The 15,928-nt window shown below is 57.8% G+C and carries 13 protein-coding genes and 1 pseudogene; 8 read left to right on the top strand and 6 right to left on the bottom strand.

Going from position 1 to position 15,928, the window contains the following annotated elements:
* The first annotated feature begins 110 nt into the window (after nucleotides 1-110).
* Together QRN38_RS03995 and QRN38_RS03990 are read left to right on the top strand one after the other, a co-directional pair.
* Nucleotides 111-1,739: a methyl-accepting chemotaxis protein gene (locus QRN38_RS03995; protein WP_057418912.1), complete on the top strand. Its 1,629-nt coding sequence runs from the start codon at nucleotides 111-113 to the stop codon at nucleotides 1,737-1,739.
* A 141-nt stretch (nucleotides 1,740-1,880) separates the two neighbouring features.
* On the top strand, nucleotides 1,881-2,309 hold the full coding sequence (locus QRN38_RS03990) for a nuclear transport factor 2 family protein (RefSeq protein WP_032622221.1): 429 nt from the start codon (nucleotides 1,881-1,883) through the stop codon (nucleotides 2,307-2,309).
* Nucleotides 2,310-2,347: 38 nt separating this feature from the next.
* On the opposite strand, the gene QRN38_RS03985 is transcribed toward QRN38_RS03990, so the two are convergent.
* The 3 genes from QRN38_RS03985 to QRN38_RS03975 all read right to left on the bottom strand — a co-directional run bounded on the left by QRN38_RS03985 (nucleotide 2,348) and on the right by QRN38_RS03975 (nucleotide 5,930).
* Nucleotides 2,348-3,229: a CAP domain-containing protein gene (locus QRN38_RS03985; RefSeq protein WP_010206379.1), complete on the bottom strand. Its 882-nt coding sequence runs from the start codon at nucleotides 3,227-3,229 to the stop codon at nucleotides 2,348-2,350.
* Between the two features lie 140 nt (nucleotides 3,230-3,369).
* Nucleotides 3,370-5,010: a methyl-accepting chemotaxis protein gene (locus tag QRN38_RS03980; RefSeq protein WP_007245305.1), complete on the bottom strand. Its 1,641-nt coding sequence runs from the start codon at nucleotides 5,008-5,010 to the stop codon at nucleotides 3,370-3,372.
* A 194-nt stretch (nucleotides 5,011-5,204) separates the two neighbouring features.
* Nucleotides 5,205-5,930, bottom strand: a complete 726-nt coding sequence (locus QRN38_RS03975; RefSeq protein WP_024667750.1) for a GNAT family N-acetyltransferase — start codon at nucleotides 5,928-5,930, stop codon at nucleotides 5,205-5,207.
* Nucleotides 5,931-6,525: 595 nt separating this feature from the next.
* Between QRN38_RS03975 and katB the strand changes: the two genes are divergently transcribed.
* Together katB and QRN38_RS03965 are read left to right on the top strand one after the other, a co-directional pair.
* Nucleotides 6,526-8,031 carry a catalase KatB gene (gene katB / locus QRN38_RS03970; RefSeq protein ID WP_005765193.1) on the top strand — a complete coding sequence of 502 codons (1,506 nt, stop codon included), beginning with the start codon at nucleotides 6,526-6,528 and terminating at the stop codon, nucleotides 8,029-8,031.
* Between the two features lie 62 nt (nucleotides 8,032-8,093).
* Nucleotides 8,094-8,648, top strand: a complete 555-nt coding sequence (locus QRN38_RS03965; RefSeq protein ID WP_057418911.1) for an ankyrin repeat domain-containing protein — start codon at nucleotides 8,094-8,096, stop codon at nucleotides 8,646-8,648.
* Nucleotides 8,649-8,660: 12 nt separating this feature from the next.
* On the opposite strand, the pseudogene QRN38_RS03960 reads toward QRN38_RS03965, so the two are convergent.
* The 3 genes and pseudogenes from QRN38_RS03960 to QRN38_RS03950 all read right to left on the bottom strand — a co-directional run bounded on the left by QRN38_RS03960 (nucleotide 8,661) and on the right by QRN38_RS03950 (nucleotide 12,324).
* A pseudogene (locus QRN38_RS03960) lies at nucleotides 8,661-10,750 on the bottom strand (PAS domain-containing protein).
* Between the two features lie 173 nt (nucleotides 10,751-10,923).
* Nucleotides 10,924-11,133, bottom strand: a complete 210-nt coding sequence (locus tag QRN38_RS03955) for a DUF6434 domain-containing protein (RefSeq protein WP_007245300.1) — start codon at nucleotides 11,131-11,133, stop codon at nucleotides 10,924-10,926.
* 306 nt (nucleotides 11,134-11,439) lie between these two features.
* Nucleotides 11,440-12,324 carry a LysR family transcriptional regulator gene (locus tag QRN38_RS03950; protein ID WP_024667752.1) on the bottom strand — a complete coding sequence of 295 codons (885 nt, stop codon included), beginning with the start codon at nucleotides 12,322-12,324 and terminating at the stop codon, nucleotides 11,440-11,442.
* 98 nt (nucleotides 12,325-12,422) lie between these two features.
* Between QRN38_RS03950 and QRN38_RS03945 the strand changes: the two genes are divergently transcribed.
* The 4 genes from QRN38_RS03945 to QRN38_RS03930 all read left to right on the top strand — a co-directional run bounded on the left by QRN38_RS03945 (nucleotide 12,423) and on the right by QRN38_RS03930 (nucleotide 15,923).
* Entirely contained in the window at nucleotides 12,423-12,905 is a 483-nt protein-coding gene (locus QRN38_RS03945) for a multidrug/biocide efflux PACE transporter (RefSeq protein ID WP_122223294.1), read from the top strand.
* A gap of 75 nt (nucleotides 12,906-12,980) precedes the next feature.
* Complete coding sequence (locus tag QRN38_RS03940) at nucleotides 12,981-14,306, top strand: AAA family ATPase (RefSeq protein ID WP_057415516.1); 1,326 nt, start codon at nucleotides 12,981-12,983, stop codon at nucleotides 14,304-14,306.
* Between the two features lie 5 nt (nucleotides 14,307-14,311).
* Complete coding sequence (locus tag QRN38_RS03935; RefSeq protein ID WP_230854179.1) at nucleotides 14,312-14,992, top strand: retron system putative HNH endonuclease; 681 nt, start codon at nucleotides 14,312-14,314, stop codon at nucleotides 14,990-14,992.
* A 97-nt stretch (nucleotides 14,993-15,089) separates the two neighbouring features.
* Nucleotides 15,090-15,923: a PhzF family phenazine biosynthesis protein gene (locus QRN38_RS03930; RefSeq protein ID WP_005765205.1), complete on the top strand. Its 834-nt coding sequence runs from the start codon at nucleotides 15,090-15,092 to the stop codon at nucleotides 15,921-15,923.
* Nucleotides 15,924-15,928: the final 5 nt, after the last annotated feature.

Genomic DNA, 15,928 nt, shown 5'->3' with positions numbered 1-15,928 from the left:
GTTACGTTTACTTACAACTTGTGTGTAAAGCCTGATTTTTTAAGTCAGGCAGCGTGTCAAGAAAGTCCGGAGGAAGGCGATAGCTTCTTGCATCCTTCGGAGTAATTACAATGATTTTAAGAAAACTCAACCTCGCCCCGCGTTCGGCTTTATGTTTCGGTATCTTCTGTCTGATGATCGTTGCATTGGGTGTATTGGCTCTGCGTCAGGCAGCACTTCTCAACACCGCAGAAAAATTCATTGAAGAAAACGTTCTGCCCAGCGTGAAGCTGCTGGGTTCTCTGGACCGGGAATTTGTCGGCATCAGGGGCAGCAACGCCCGCTTGCGCAACCCGCTTGAGCCGCAGGATCGCAAGACCAAGGCGCTCAGCGACATTCAGCAGTCTCGCGCGCTGATTGCTGGCTTTTCGGATGCACTCGGCAAGTTGATCGTGACCCCTCAAGGACGTCAGGCATTCGACGAGCTCAACAAAGCCACCAGCGATTATCAGACTGCCCAGAATCATTACCTGGCTTCCGTTGCCGCGGGAAATCTCGAGGAGGCAGTCACCATCTCCAATGGCGAGATGAAAAACGCGGCGGACCAGGTTGAAAACACGCTCAAGAAACTCATCAGCATCAATGATGGCAAAGCAGAAAGAGCGGGTAATCAGGCCGACGACGCCTACCAGCAAACCCTGTGGATGGTGGGTATTTTTATCGCTGTCGGCGTAATCGCTACGTTGTTGCTCGCCTGGCTGTATACCCGCAGCCTGACCGGCTCGATCAATGAGTCGCTGAACATCGCGCAACGCATCGCCGCCAATGATCTGAGCAAAGACATTCCACAGAGCGGCAGCGATGAAGCGGCCAGGCTGATTGCCGCCCTCGCCGCCATGCAAACCAATCTGCGTGGCGCGCTGACGCTGATTGGTGATTCCTCCACTCAACTGGCCGCAACGTCGGAAGAAATGCATGCAGTGACTGAAGATGCTTCGCGGACCATTCAGCGCCAGAGCAACGAAATCGAGATGGCCGCTACCGCTGTCAATCAGATGAGCGCTGCGGTCGAGGAAGTGGCCAGCAACGCCGCATCGGCCTCCGAAGTGACATCGCAATCGAGCACAGCGGCCATGGCGGGGCGCGCACAGGTCGATGAAACGGTCACGGCCATCAACCTGATGGTGTCCAAAGTGCAGCTCACGTCCACCGAGGTACAAGGTCTGGCGGTCATGGCAACGGACATCAGCAAGGTACTGGATGTGATCCGCGCCATCGCCGAGCAAACCAACCTGCTGGCACTCAACGCCGCCATTGAAGCAGCCCGCGCTGGCGAAGCCGGACGCGGTTTTGCGGTGGTCGCCGACGAAGTTCGTGCACTGGCGCACCGTACGCAGCAATCGACCCGTGAAATCGAACAGATGGTCGGTTCGATTCAGACCGGCACCGGCAACGCTGTCACCGCGATGGAGCAGACCAGCGTGCAGGCGCACAAGACGCTGGAAATGGCCAACGGCGCAGGCAAGGCACTGCTCGAAATCACTGAATCCATCAGTCAGATCAACGAGCGCAACCTGATGATCGCCACTGCCGCAGAAGAACAGGCTCAGGTGGCGCGTGAGGTGGACAGAAGCCTGGTCAGCATCCGTGACCTGTCGAGTCAGACCTCCGAGGGCTCGAACCAGAACGCCATCGCCACCGCCGAGTTGTCGACGCTGGCCGCTGGCCTGAACCGCCTCACCAAGCAGTTCCGCGTTTAAGCGTTTATTGCCGGGAAGCGCGCTTCCCGGCATATCCCCCTTGTCGAATGCCCCAGCCTGATCTAAGTTGTACGATGACAGATGAACTATTCAGCTGTACAGGTTCCGCCACATTCGATAATGACAAGAAAAGGGATGAAGATGAAAAAGCTGACACTGCTTATGGGCTTTCTGTGCCTGTTCTCCGGCTACGTTGCAGCGGCAACGACCGACGAAGCCGACGTTACCAAAGCTGTAGAGCAGTTGACACAAGCCATGCTGCACAAGGACATTGCACAGCTCAACGCGCTGACTGCCGAGAACCTCACCTACGGGCATTCCAGCGGCACGATTCAAGACAAGAAAGCGTTTATTGCCGACCTCGAAACCGGTAAGAGCGCCTTCAACACCCTGCAGATGCTCAACCAGAAAATCACCCTGTCAGGCGACGTCGCGCTGGTGCGCAATCACTTTTCCGCAGAGGCAGTCAACAGCGGCAAGGTGGTGCCGACCGAAATCGAGAATTTCCAGATCTGGCAAAAGCAAAAGGGCCAGTGGTTGTTGATCGGCCGCCAGGCGTTTCGCTTCTAAACGTCACACAAAAAGTCGCTGCGTTCGGCCATGCTGCGCTATTGCTGCGTGCCGAACATGGCTGTCCAGTAAATCCCCGCGTCACTTTTGGGGTCCATCGCGTAGGCGGCTCCCAGCTCGCGAAAACCGGGGGTCATCAGGTTGGCGCAGTGGCCCGGGCTGACCAGCCAGCCGTCCACGACCTTGCGGGCAGTGTCCTGGCCTGCGGCAATATTCTCACCGATCTGCTGGCCCAGATAGCCGGCAAGCTCGGCCCTGTCACCCGGCGTGCGGCCGTCGCGCCCCTTGTGGTCAAAGAAGTTCTGATTAGCCATTGCCTGCGAGTGTCCTTGTGCGGCCGTCCCCAATACCTGATTCCAGCTCAACGGTGTAGTGGCCGCGAAGGATTGAGAACCGCACTGACGCGCCTGGGTACGGGCGGTGTTGATCATCTCCAGAATTTTCTGACCTTCTGCTTGCCAGTCACCCAGACGTGATGCCACCAGCGAGCGCGCCAGCACGATGCGCCAGTCGCGCCCGTCCCGGCTGACCCCGATATCGACGAACTGCGGGTCCAGCACCACGCGGCAGAAACTCTCCTGCACCGCCTTCAACGCCGACGCCGCATCTCGCGGTCCGGACAGACTGATCGCCTGCACGGTGACCATCGGATAAGACGCGCGGGTCAGCGACTGTTGCAGGTTCAGGTTGCCACTGGCGGGCAGCACCAGACGCGGGTCGGTGCTCAGCGGCGGCAGTTCCATGGACACCTGCTCGCCACAGCGCTGCGCCTGGCCACGGTAGGCGTTGAGGGATTCGATCAGTTGCGTCTCGTCGCTGGCGAATGCCGCGCCGGCAAACAGTGCAGACGACAGCATGCCCAAAAGTGATAACGACACGCTCAGGCGCGACAGTCGCAGGACAGATGAAGTAACAGACATGAAAAGTCTCTCTCGGGCTGAGTACGCCTATGATGCGCGATATCACCCGGTGTGGCGCAATGCCTTTTTCATGCCTGACCGGAATTTCCTGTTCTGTGGCTGCCCGGTACGGCAAAGACGTGCGCCAGAAGACCGCTTTATCAGAGCTTGAAGTTAGCAACCAGCGAATTAAACGAAGTGGCCAGGCGCGACAATTCCTGGCTCGAAGCGCTGGTCTGGTTGGCACCGGCGGCGCTCTGGGTCGAAAGGTCCTGAATGTTGAGCAGGTTGCGATCCACCTCACGCGCCACTTGGGCCTGCTCTTCGGACGCGGAAGCGATGACCAGGTTACGCTCGTTGATCGTGGCGACACCCAGGGTGATTTTTTCCAGCGCGGCACCGGCACGCAGGGCCAGTTCCTGAGTATTGGTGGCCAGCGACAGGCTTTTGCCCATGGCCGCTACAGCGCCGTCAGCACCGGACTGCACGGTGCTGATCATGCCTTCGATTTCCACGGTGGACGCCTGAGTGCGATGCGCCAGCGCACGGACCTCATCGGCCACCACCGCAAAGCCGCGCCCTTGCTCACCAGCCCGTGCAGCTTCAATGGCAGCGTTGAGCGCCAGCAGGTTGGTCTGTTCGGCGATGCTGCGAATCACGTCAAGCACCTTGCTGATTTCCCGCACGTGCCCGGCCAGCTCGGAAACGGCACCGGTAGAGTCGGTGATCTCCTGCACCATGGTGGTGATGCCCTTGACCGTGTGATCAACCTGACCACGACCATCGACCGCATCATCGGTCGCAGCCTTCGACGCTTCGGATGTCGACACTGCGTTGCGCGCCACTTCTTCAACGGCAGCCGTCATCTGGTTGACCGCCGTTGCGGCCTGCTGGATTTCATCGTTCTGGCGCGTCAGCCCGCGAGTGCTTTCGTCAGTCACAGCGCTCAGCTCTTCGGCCGCCGATGCCAACTGATCAGCCGCACTGGCGATCTGCACAATGGTGTGTTTCAGGCCGGACTGCATACCGGACAGCGCATCGAGCAGTTGACCGGCTTCGTCGCCACGATCAGAAACAATCGGCTGGGTCAGGTCACCACCGGCAATACGCTGTGCACTTGCCACTGCAATGGCCAGAGGACGGGTGATCATGCGGGTGATCATCACGCCGAGCATGATCGCGACCAGAAACGCGATCACCACACCGACTTCCAGCATCAGCACCGAGCTTTGCTTGAGTTTTTCGGCAGCGATGGCGCCTTCCTTGATCTGGCGATTGTTGGAGTCGATCATGGTCCGCATGTAGCCGCGAATCTTGACGAAACCGTCTGCGGAAAGAGCGTTCAAGCGGGTCCGAGCATTATCGTAATCGCCGGCTCGCATCAGTTCGACGACCTGCTGGGAGCCCGCAATGTAGGCTGGCAGCATTTGCTCCATCTGGTCACCAGCAACACGTTCGTCATCTTCCAGCGGCGTCGCCCGGTAGATAGAAAACACTTTCTGGGCGCGAGCCAGGTCATCGCCCAGCGCCTGACGAACACGCTCCTTGTCGGACTCCGGCACACCACCGCTCTGCGCATCCAGCAGGCGATACAGCCCACGGTTGTGTGCGGTAAGGCTGGTCAGCGTCTCACTGGTGTTGCCGACGGATACCAGATTGTTGGAGAAGGTCAGCTCCAGCGCGCTGGCCAGGCGGGTAACACCGGTCATGCCCAAACCGCCGACGGCCAGCGTGATCAATGCACAAATGATGAACGCAGAAAGAAGCTTGGTCGAAAACTTGGACTGACGCAGGAAATTCATAGGGCTTACCGGGGCTGAATGGGGAGTGACGTTGTGCCGAGTGAATGATCAAACAGCAGTGATATCATAATGACTTCACCCCATTTGGATCGTTCCACCGCCCCACGCTTATTTGCCGGATGACTTTGACAAACAGTGCTTATGCAGCGCCTACATCCCCTGTTTAAAGCCTTGCCAGCACGAAACGCCCACGGTCAGTGCAGACGAACGGTTGCTGAAACCCCGTGCACCGAATCGCCATTCTCAAGATGCTGTTCGGCGAACGCCCTGGCCTCGCGGGTCATCCGATCGAGGTGACGGTCGCGCTGTTTCTCGGCATCGAGCATTGCTGTGTTGCCGTGCTGCTTGAGCAAGTAAGCGTGAATCTGCCGTACCTCCACGGAGCTGTAAATGGGCGCTATGTCCATGACCGCGAGCAGACCGTCAGTGCCATGATCGCGAGTGTTCATGATTACCTGCGGGCCACGTGCACCCAGCACCTGAAACCCCATTGCCTGGAAATACGGCACTTTGGCGACCGTGCAGTACAGCTCTGCATGCGCATAGCGGCTGACCATCCTGTCCAGCATCAAGCGTGCAATACCCTGACGACGGTGGCTCTCGAGCACTGCCATGTAGGCGACCGCACAGGCCTGGGGGTCATCCTGTACGGGCAGGTACAGCAGAAAACCCAATACGGTTTCGGGGTCTTCATCGTCCAGAGCGACAATCAGCTCGACGGTCAGGCTTTGTGAGCCATTCATGGCGTTGAGATAGAGATGCACCTCGTAGCCCACGCCGTACTGATAGAGGTTGTACAGCGGGTTGCCCGGTGCGATGGCAACCATGCTGATATCGGTCACGTAATCCACGACCATTTGCTGGATCTGACTGCGGATGAACTCCGGCGGCGGGGTGTGTAGCAGCATGACGGTGGGCATAGGACGATGGGCTCCAGAAAACAAAACGTTGCCGTTGAGGGCAGTGACAGCATGATAGCGCGTCGAGCTGTCGAGCAACGACACTGTCATCTTCCTGCCATTATTTTGGGTGGCCGTTATTTAACGCATTGACTTAACACGAACAACCCTGTTTAAAAGACATCAAATAGCCACTAACCGAACATGAACTTTAATTGACTATTCAGTACGCTCGTTCCACATTCACCTGACTTACTGGCAAATAGTCATCAGCCATCAAGTTGATAATGATTACTATCCCGCCCATAAAAGCGACCGCCAGCAGGCTTTTAATTTTCGCCGTCATACAAATAAAAACCTATTTATTTTCAATGAGTTAAACAACTAAAAACTTTTTAAAACAGAAATAAAATGCACTCTTAACGTCGCGCCGGCCGCCTTGAAATCCGGCATCACACAGTTGTTAGCGCTCGGTTCCCTGGCGTGATAAGCATTTATCTCAATCAACCCCATACATTTTTTTAATCACCACTCTGCCCTCACGCGCATAAGATTCTTCGGCCTACTAAAAAAATATGAGGGATTCAAAATGCCGTTATTAAACTGGTCCAGACACATGGTTCATTTAACAGCCATCGGCCTTATCAGCATTCCGGCTGCCTATGCAGCGGACACCCTGACCCGCGACAATGGCGCAGCGGTCGGCGACAACCAGAACTCTCAGACTGCAGGCGCCCAAGGGCCTGTCCTGCTGCAAGACGTACAGCTGCTGCAGAAGCTGCAGCGTTTTGATCGCGAGCGTATCCCGGAGCGTGTGGTCCACGCACGCGGCACTGGCGTGAAAGGCGAATTCACAGCGTCCGCCGACATCAGCGACCTGAGCAAGGCGACCGTCTTCAAATCGGGTGAGAAGACCCCGGTATTCGTACGTTTTTCTTCCGTGGTCCACGGCAACCACTCGCCAGAAACCCTGCGCGACCCGCATGGCTTCGCCACCAAGTTCTACACCGCTGATGGCAACTGGGACCTGGTAGGCAACAACTTCCCGACGTTCTTCATCCGCGACGCCATCAAGTTCCCGGACATGGTCCACGCCTTCAAGCCTGACCCACGTACCAACCTGGACAACGACTCGCGCCGCTTCGACTTCTTCTCGCATGTACCGGAAGCCACGCGCACGCTGACCCTGCTGTACTCCAACGAAGGCACACCGGCCGGCTATCGCTTCATGGACGGCAACGGCGTTCACGCCTACAAACTGGTCAACGCCAAAGGCGAAGTGCACTACGTCAAGTTCCACTGGAAGACGCTGCAAGGCATCAAGAACCTCGACCCTAAAGAAGTCGCTCAGGTTCAGTCCAAGGACTACAGCCACCTGACCAACGACCTGGTCGGCGCCATCAAGAAGGGTGACTTCCCGAAATGGGACCTGTACATCCAGGTGCTGAAACCTGAAGACCTGGCCAAGTTCGACTTCGACCCGCTGGACGCCACCAAAATCTGGCCTGATGTGCCAGAGAAGAAAATCGGCCAGATGGTCCTGAACAAGAACGTCGACAACTTCTTCCAGGAAACCGAGCAGGTCGCCATGGCACCCGCCAACCTGGTCCCTGGTATCGAGCCTTCCGAAGACCGTCTGCTGCAAGGTCGAGTGTTCTCCTATGCCGACACGCAAATGTATCGCCTGGGTGCCAACGGCCTGAGCCTGCCGGTCAACCAGCCAAAGGTTGCAGTGAACAACGGCAATCAGGATGGCGCGATGAACAGCGGCAAAACCACCAGCGGCGTGAACTACGAGCCTAGCCGTCTGGAACCCCGTCCTGCCGATGAGAAAGCACGTTACAGCGAGCTGCCAATCAGCGGCACTACCCAGCAGGCGAAGATCACGCGTGAGCAGAACTTCAAGCAGGCGGGTGATCTGTATCGCTCTTACAACGCGAAAGAGCAGACCGACCTGGTGCAGAGCTTCGGCGAATCGCTGGCCGACACTGACACCGAAAGCAAGAACATCATGCTGTCGTTCCTCTACAAGGCAGACCCCACCTATGGCACTCGGGTAACCGAAGCGGCCAAAGGCGATCTGGCCAAGGTCAAGTCACTGGCTGCCAGCCTGAAAGACTGATGATCTGCTGTCCCGCCCTGACGTTATTTCACGTCAGGGCGGGCCTGGCCTGGAGAATGCCCATGAAGAATCTCATCTACGGTCTGTTGCTGTTTGGCGCCATGGCCAACGCCGCAGAGCCCGCCGCCACGCCTGATCTGACCGCCGAACAGACTGCCAGCCAACTGCGCACACTGTTTTTCGACGCGTCCCGTGAAGGCAACAACCCAATGCTCGATACCTTCATCGAGGCCCATTACGACCTCAATGTTCGTGACGAACAAGGCTATACCGGCCTGATTCTGGCGGCCTACCACGGTCACCAAGACTCGGTCACCCGCCTGATCGACGCAGGCGCAGACCCTTGCGCGAAAGACAATCGCGGCAACACGGCGCTAATGGGGGCGATTTTCAAAGGTGAACTGAGCATTGCCAAACAATTGGTAAAAGCCGACTGCGGCCCCGATCTGACCAACAACGCAGGGCAGACGGCAGCCATGTACGCAGCCCTGTTCAAACGCACTGAAGTGCTCAAGGCGTTGACCGACAAAGGCGCCGACCTGAGCATCCGCGACAGCATGGGCAATGACGTGCAGGGTTTGTCCAAGGGTGAGTTTCAGGCGCTGCCAAACCGCTGACAGCGATCAGATTCAGTCGTCACGCTCGATCATTTCGTAAATGCGGCTGGCGAACGCTTCCATGGTAAACGGCTTGGTCAACACCCACATGCCCGGATCCAGATGGCCATTGCCAATTATCGCGTTCTCGGCATAGCCCGTGATGAACAGCACCTTGAGGTCGGGCCGGATGATTCGTGCCGCATCGGCCAGCTGTCGACCATTCATGCCGCCCGGCAGACCGACATCGGTCACCAGCAAATCAATCCTTGCATCCGAATCCAGAATCCGGAGTGCCGACGCGCCCTCTCCCGCCTCGATGGGGATGTAACCCTGGTCTTCGAGGACTTCGGCAACCAGCATACGAATGGTCGGTTCGTCATCAACGATCATTATCGTGCGCTCGGTCTGCACCGGCGGTGAAACGTCTGTGCCGACGGCCTCGATTTCCTCAGGGGCTCCAAGGTAATGGCGCGGCAGGTACAGACACATGTTCGTTCCCTGATCCGGCTCAGAGTAGATGCGCACCTGTCCGCCGGACTGACGCACAAAGCCGTACACCATCGACAACCCCAGGCCCGTGCCCTGCCCCAATGGCTTGGTGGTAAAAAACGGGTCGAACGCCCGATTGATGACCTCCGGCGACATGCCGGTACCAGTATCGCTGACACACAGTGACAGGTATTGCCCCGGAGACAGGTCACGGGCCTGTGAGCCGCGCTCGTCAATCCATCGGTTGGCCGTCTCGATAGTGATCCGCCCGCCTCGCGGCATTGCATCCCGGGCATTGATGCACAGGTTCAACAAAGCGTTCTCAAGTTGCGGCGCATCAATGAACGTTGACCACAAGCCGATCGACGTCACGACTTCCAGGGTGATGTGCGGCCCGACCGTACGCCGAATCAGCTCTTCCATGCCGATCACCAGCCGATTGATATCGACCGGCTTGGGGTCCAGCGTCTGTCGCCGCGAAAACGCCAGCAGGCGGTGAGTCAGCGAAGCGGCACGCTTGGAGGCATCCTGCGCAGCCGCCACGTAACGGTCTATTTCAGTAAACCGCCCTTGGCTCAGGCGCGTCTTGAGCAGTTCCAGCGAGCCGGTGATGCCGGTCAGCAAGTTATTGAAGTCGTGGGCGATACCGCCCGTCAACTGGCCGACAGCCTCCATCTTCTGCGACTGACGCAAAGCTTCTTCGGCCTGGGTCAGACGCTCCTGCTCGCGCCGCCGCTCGCTGACATCATACGCAAACAGGTAAGCGCCAATGGCCTGCCCATCTGCATTGCGCAGGGTGCTGTAGCGCATTTCAAAGTGTCTTACCGGGTCATTTGAATCGCTGAAGCTGACACTTTCGGCAAACTCCTCGCCCGACAACGCACGCGTCCAGCGCTCCTTGAGGCCAGCCTTGCTGATCGGGCGGTCATCCAGCAAATCGAGCATGTTGTCACCGACTTGCGGTCGGACGCCAAACAGGCGCTCGAACTCGCGCAGTGCAGAGCCATTGATGGCCATCCAGCGGTAGTCGGAGTCGATGACATGGATGAACGCACTGGTGCCATTGACCACATTGGCAAGCACATTACGCTCGGCAACTGCCTCGACGATACGCGCTTCCAGCGTTTCATTGAGCTGCTGCAGTGCACGTTCGGCACGCTTGCGCTCGGTGATGTCCTGAAACAGCACCGCGACCTGATTGCGACTGGCAGGCTCGATGCGAAAAGCCGTCAGCGCAAGGTAACGCCCGGTCGCCACCAGCTCGCGCTCGAAACGCACAGGCTTGCCGGTACGCAACACCTCGCCATAGAACTCCACCCAGCCATCGGCCTCTTCGCGAACCATTTCGCGCAGCTTCTTGCCGACCACATCGGGAATACCGGCGTGGTACTAGCCGGGTTGGCCTCGATATGAATGTAATCACTCAGCGGGCCATGTGGCCCGTCGAAGAACTCGATGATGCAAAAACCTTCATCCATCGCGTTGAACAGAAAACGGTAACGCTCCTGAGACTGCGCCAAGGCGTGCCGGGCTTCCTGGCCACTAACGCTCAGGCTCTCTTTAAGGGAGGCGTTTTCCTGCTCCAGAGCGGCTAATCGGCTCTGGAGACCTTGTAAATCGGTCGGGGTCACGGCGGCTGCACCTGCGGCATGGGTTGCGCCGCGTTCCCATCGGACAGGGCGGCACGAGCACGCTACGAGAAAAACCGTCCGCTTGCAAAAATAATGGCGTTTTGCACACAGTTTTCCCTGCTTTTATGAAAAAACCGTGCAACACGTCAGATTCCGGTTGGTATGCTCGTCATTCAGACTGATGACAACCGCAACCATTCGTCCACAACCTGCCCCATGTTTTTTGGCTCGCCATTGTTGATCCAGGCCATGAACGGCCGATCAAACCTGAACGAGGGGCCACACTGCTCGGTCATGAAGCGCCGCACGTTCTGTGTGTTTCGATAGTGATCATTCACCGGCGTGTCTCGCGTGATGAGGTCAGAATGCCAATCGAAGGCCATGCCCGGTTCCTTTGCTGTCGGTGTGCGGAGGCTATTTATAGCTTATAGCGGGATTGGGGGGCTGTATCGAGGGTGGAGTGGGCTGTTCGATCAGTTCGATCCACACGGTTTTAGCTGCTCGACGTCCGTACCACTTTCAGGCGAGGTATCGACCTGGCCTTTCGCGTTGAGGTAAATGTGCGTTCTGGGCCATTGCGGGTTGATTGAAATGCAGCCACTGATGCCTTTATTGTCCCACCAGTCAAACTCGTCAGACCGTTCCGATTTTTATCGAGGAAATAGTACGAATGTGGTGGTGAACCCGCCTCACTCTCCCGCAAACGGCACCAGCGAATCCAGCAACCATGCTCCTGCAGGCCCCAGGCTGCGTTCGAACGACCAGATGATGTCCACCGCCGAACGACGCGGCCATCCCGAGACCTTCAGTTCCTTGAGCAGCCCGCCGGAATAGCGCGACACCAGCCAGCGCGGCAAGGCCGACCAGCCAAAACCGAAGGCAGCCATGTCCATCAGCAGCAGGTAATTGGGCGCTGACCAGTGACGGTGGCCACTGGTGGGCAGGTCGTCGGTGGGGATGCTGTGCTCGACCAGTGTGTTGAGGCGCAAGGCGCGGTAGCGCGCCAGTTGCTGATAATCGACCCGCTCCAGCGCGGCCAGCGGATGTTTGTGCGACACGAACAGACCAAAATCGGCGCTTTCGTCGATGGTAGCGTGGCCTATTTCCGGTGGGTAGCTGGCCTGCGCCGACAGCAGCCCCAAGGATGCCCGCCCCGACTGCACCAGGCTGATTGCATCGCCATGCTCGGCAAACACGCACTCCATTTCCAGCTCCGGGAAGCGCTGATCCAGCTCAGTCATCAGCCGCTCGAAATCCGCAAACTGGTTGGCATCGGACAGCACCAGCGTCAACCGTGGCTCGACGCCCGCCGCCAGTCGCGCGGCAGCACGGCGCAGCCGGTCCGAGGCGCACAACAGGTCATCGACGCGGCCAAGCATGACCCGCCCCGCGTCGGTCAGCACCGGCTGCTTTGACGAGCGATCAAACAACGCCAGCCCCAGGTCGATTTCCAGCCGGGAAATTGCCTCACTGATGGTCGATTGGCTCTTGCCCAGGCGCCGAGCAGCGGCGCTGAACGAACCCAGTGCAGCGATCTGAACAAAAGCTTCCAGGGCTTCAGGTGAGTAACTCATGGCAATCTCTTATCGGTTTTACCGATGGTAACGATTTTCAGATTAACGTAAACACCGATGATAATGCGGCCATGAACGAGCAAAAGGACAGCCTGAACATGACTCACCGTGAACAGCCCACACGTCAGCAACCACCCGTGGTGCATAAAACTATCCGCGAACGCGCGCTGCACGCCACCCTGTTCGAGGTCGGCGGCGTGATTCTGGTCGCGCCGCTGCTGGCCTGGATCATGGACCACTCGCTGGCCATGATGGGCATCATGACGGTGATGATCTCCACCGTTGCCATGCTCTGGAACATGGTCTACAACGCCCTGTTCGACCGGCTGCGGAGCCGATTCGGATTTGCCATGACGACCATGACCCGCATCCTCCACGCCATCGGTTTCGAGGCCGGGCTTATTCTGGCAGTCGTGCCACTGGCCGCCTGGTGGCTGTCGATCAGCCTGATGCAGGCATTCTGGCTGGACATCGGTCTGCTGATAATGTTTCTGCCGTACACCATGCTGTTCAACTGGGCCTACGATAACCTGCGCGAGCGGCTGGTCCAGCGGCGTATGGCGAGGTTTGAGGTGCTTTGAGTGTTCGGGTTTGCACGGGCGCTAACGGGCCTGCACTGTTAGTATGTGCGAACTTCGTTCAGCCAGAAGAGACCTATGAACCTGACCAGGCTTTGCCTTAAGAACTACCGTCGCTTTGCAGAGTTCGATATCGAATTCGATCCCCAATTGACGGTAATTTCCGCACGCAATGGGCAAGGCAAGACGTCGGTTCTTGAAGCCATTGTTGCGGCTCTAGGCCCCTTCGTCGGCTCGTTCGATCAGGGAATGTCCAGGCACATCGAGCGCACTGATGCCCGTTATGCGCGGGTAGGCGAAGGCTTTGAAAGCGAGCAGCAATTTCCCGTGATCATCAGCGCAGAAATGTCCAACCCTGCGAAACGTTGGCAACGAGCACTTAACGGTCCCAAAAGCCGTACAACCACCAAAGAAGCCGAGCCGCTGGCGGCGTGGGGAAAAGAACTTCAGTTACTGCTGCGCAGCGATTCGGCAATTTCACTGCCGGTTGTGCGCTATTACAGTTCAAGGCGCCTTTGGGTCAGTCACAAAAACGTCTCCAGCAAAGCGATCCTGACCGAGAGTCGCACGGCAGGCTACGAAGATTGTCTGTCCGCGTTCTCTACTTATGTGCAGTTACAGGAGTGGATGAGGAAGGCGACCCTAGCCGTCATTCAGCAAAAACAGCAGCCCGGTTACGAGCACTCCAATCTTGCGCCACGTTTGCAGGGCATCAGAAATGCGGTGAACGAGGTGATGGCGGAGGAAGGCTGGAGCGACTTCCATTACAGCCTGACGTATGAAGAGTTGTCCATGTCTCATGCCGACCACTCTGCACTGCCACTGGGCCTGCTCAGTGACGGCGTGCGCGCCATGATTACGCTGGTCGCTGATCTGGCATTGCGTTGCTCTCGCTTGAATGGCCACCTCAAGGAACAGGCCTCACTACAGACAACAGGCATCGTATTGATTGATGAAGTCGATTTGCACTTGCATCCGGCCTGGCAACAACGTGTGGTTGCCAGTCTTCGTAAAGCGTTCCCGAACATCCAGTTCATTGTCAGCACGCACAGCCCGCAGGTACTCTCGACGGTAAAACGTGAATGTATACGCATGGTATTTCAGGACGCCGATGAAAACTGGCAAGCTGCATGCCCGCCACAGGAGGTCAAAGGCGTTGAAAGCGCCATTGCGCTCAACGACATCATGGGCGTGAACCCCATTCCTCCGGTAGCTGAAGCACTTTGGGTAGCCGAATACACCGCAAAAATCGAAAATGGCTCCCATGAAGATCACAACGGCCTGGCTCTGCGCAAAAAGCTTCTCGATTTTTATGGAGCACAGCATCAGGTGATTCTGGACGCTGACAGGCTGATCCGTTTTCAGACGTTCAAATTGCAAAAACACTCGAACACCAAGGGCTGACCGTCGTGCTCAAACTGGATCGCACCTCTGTGGATGCTCCTCCCTGCCTCGCCGACTACAATCATCCGACCCATGAGTGGTCAGACTTTCGCGGGACCTGCAAGAAACAGCTGCGCTTTGCGCTCGTACAGCTACAGGGTATCGACGGTGTCACTACAGAAGACGCCGCCGGGTACGGCGTGCGATGTGCTTATTGCGAGGGGGCCATTTTTCATGAAGGCCATATCGAGCATTTTCGGCGCAAGAATCCGGATCACTTTCCGGAACTGACATTTGCCTGGAGCAACCTTTTTCTCGCCTGTGGCAGTACCCAACATTGCGGCCACCACAAGGATCGACGCTCGGCTCCTGCCTACGACCCAGACCTTCTCATCAAACCCGACGAACATGATCCTGAGCATTACCTGTATTTCCATTCTTCTGGAAAGGTGCTCGCCCGTAACAACCTGAGTGATCACGAAAATAGCTGCGCCACCGAGACCATTCGCGTGTTTGGTCTCGACAATCCAGCGCTTGAGGGCGCTCGGGCAAACGCAGTGCGCAGCTACCGCAAGATGCACGATGCGGATCTGTCTGAGATCGCTTCGTGGTCAGACGCTGAGCGTGACGCGTATTTCCGGGGGGAGATCGAAGCCACCCGCTGCCTCCCCTACGCTACGACGATCAGACACTTCTTGCAGAAGTGATGGCGATTTCCCACATCCTGCCCGCCTTTCTCACTGGATTATCCGCCCCTCTGCATAGCACACTGTGCGCCCCTGACCACGGCAAGGACCCGAGCTCATGACAACCGAAATACTCAAACTGGCCGCGTTCAGCGATGGCGATCAAGGCGGTAATCCGGCGGGTGTATGGCTGGGTGCCTCGCTGCCTGATGAGGTACGCATGCAGCAGATCGCGGCCGACGTCGGCTTTTCCGAAACCGTGTTCGCCGCCCCTCTCGAAAACGGCTGGCGAGTGCGTTACTTCTCGCCACTGGCCGAAGTGCCGTTCTGCGGTCATGCCACCATTGCGCTGGGTGCCGTCCTGGCGGCGCAGCAAGGCGACGGTGTGTTCGATCTGACCCTCAATCAGACACAGATCACGGTCGAGGGGCATGCTCAGGGTTCGCTGACGTCGGCTGCGCTGCAATCGCCGCCCACGTTCAGCAAACCGGTCAGCGCGCAGTTGCTGGAAGAAGCGCTGACGCTGTTCGGCTATACGCACAGCGATCTGGATGAGCGCATCCCGCCAGCGCATATAAACGGCGGTGCCGGGCATCTGATTCTGGCGCTGAACAGCCGCGCAGCGCTCAAGGCCATGCATTACGACCAACAGGCCGGGCGCGAGTTGATGGTGCGTGAGGGCTGGGCAACGATTCTGCTGGCCTGGGCAGAAACCGATCAGATGTTTCATACCCGCAACCCGTTTGCGTTCGGTGGCGTGTACGAAGATCCGGCCACGGGCGCAGCTACGGCGGCGCTGGGCGGTTATCTGCGCGATATCGGCTGGCCGCACGGCGGGTTGATCGACATCCTGCAAGGCGAAGACATGGGCAGCCCGTCGCGTCTGCGCGCCGAGATCCCTGAGCAGATCGGCAGTTCGATCCGGGTTTCAGGAATGGCGCGCAAGTTATAGCGGCA

Origin of the sequence: Pseudomonas sp. CFBP2511, assembly GCF_030209255.1 — a bacterium.
Classification (GTDB): Bacteria; Pseudomonadota; Gammaproteobacteria; order Pseudomonadales; family Pseudomonadaceae; genus Aquipseudomonas; species Aquipseudomonas avellanae.
The sequence above is the reverse complement of the archived record's forward strand: the minus strand, read 5'-3'. Positions and strand labels throughout refer to the sequence as shown.

Coding starts and splice junctions, on each gene's coding strand:
- QRN38_RS03975 (WP_024667750.1), bottom strand. CDS start 5,930: ATGCCCACCGTCATGCTGCTACACACCCCGCCGCCGGAGTTCATCCGC.
- QRN38_RS03965 (WP_057418911.1), top strand. CDS start 8,094: ATGAAGAATCTCATCTACGGTCTGTTGCTGTTTGGCGCCATGGCCAAC.
- QRN38_RS03995 (WP_057418912.1), top strand. CDS start 111: ATGATTTTAAGAAAACTCAACCTCGCCCCGCGTTCGGCTTTATGTTTC.
- QRN38_RS03940 (WP_057415516.1), top strand. CDS start 12,981: ATGAACCTGACCAGGCTTTGCCTTAAGAACTACCGTCGCTTTGCAGAG.
- QRN38_RS03990 (WP_032622221.1), top strand. CDS start 1,881: ATGAAAAAGCTGACACTGCTTATGGGCTTTCTGTGCCTGTTCTCCGGC.
- QRN38_RS03950 (WP_024667752.1), bottom strand. CDS start 12,324: ATGAGTTACTCACCTGAAGCCCTGGAAGCTTTTGTTCAGATCGCTGCA.
- QRN38_RS03930 (WP_005765205.1), top strand. CDS start 15,090: ATGACAACCGAAATACTCAAACTGGCCGCGTTCAGCGATGGCGATCAA.
- QRN38_RS03955 (WP_007245300.1), bottom strand. CDS start 11,133: ATGGCCTTCGATTGGCATTCTGACCTCATCACGCGAGACACGCCGGTG.
- QRN38_RS03945 (WP_122223294.1), top strand. CDS start 12,423: ATGACTCACCGTGAACAGCCCACACGTCAGCAACCACCCGTGGTGCAT.
- QRN38_RS03980 (WP_007245305.1), bottom strand. CDS start 5,010: ATGAATTTCCTGCGTCAGTCCAAGTTTTCGACCAAGCTTCTTTCTGCG.
- katB (WP_005765193.1), top strand. CDS start 6,526: ATGGTTCATTTAACAGCCATCGGCCTTATCAGCATTCCGGCTGCCTAT.
- QRN38_RS03985 (WP_010206379.1), bottom strand. CDS start 3,229: ATGTCTGTTACTTCATCTGTCCTGCGACTGTCGCGCCTGAGCGTGTCG.